This window comes from Streptomyces axinellae (genome assembly GCF_039532135.1).
In the GTDB taxonomy this organism is placed as follows: domain Bacteria; phylum Actinomycetota; class Actinomycetes; order Streptomycetales; family Streptomycetaceae; genus Streptomyces; species Streptomyces axinellae.
Genome location: NZ_BAAARJ010000104.1, coordinates 1 through 507, shown reverse-complemented (window position 1 = coordinate 507; position 507 = coordinate 1). Strand labels below are relative to the sequence as shown.

The window sequence follows — 507 nt, the reverse complement described above, 5'->3', positions numbered from 1 at the left end:
CAATGGGGCTACGTCGGTGCAAAATCACGTCAGCGCTGGCTGTTTTACGCGTATGACAGGATACGCAGGGCGGTGGTAGCCCACGTTTTCGGTGAACGCACTATGGCCACACTGGAGCGTCTTCTGAGCCTGCTGTCAGTTTTTGACGTGGTGGTATGGATGACGGACGGCTGGCCGATGTATGAGTCACGTCTGAAGGGAAAACTGCACGTCATCAGTAAGCGTTACACGCAGCGAATTGAGCGACACAACCTGAATCTGAGACAGCATCTGGCAAGGCTGGGCAGGAAGTCCCTGTCGTTCTCAAAATCGGTGGAGCTGCATGACAAAGTCATCGGGCACTATCTGAACATAAAACACTATCAGTAAATTGGAGTCATTACCGAAATCATCATGACTATTTATATGGGGGTGAAAGAGGTCTATGCTCTACCTACTCCTCATCAATATATCGCTGCCGCATTTACCTATAACAAAGATTTATTTGCAGAAACCGTGACTTTTTAC

The 507-nt window shown here is 48.5% G+C and carries 1 pseudogene; it reads left to right on the top strand.

Annotated elements, in window-relative coordinates:
- A pseudogene (locus ABD339_RS33660) lies at positions 1-369 on the top strand (IS1-like element ISKpn14 family transposase); the annotation flags it as partial.
- Between the last annotated feature and the right edge of the window lie 138 nt (positions 370-507).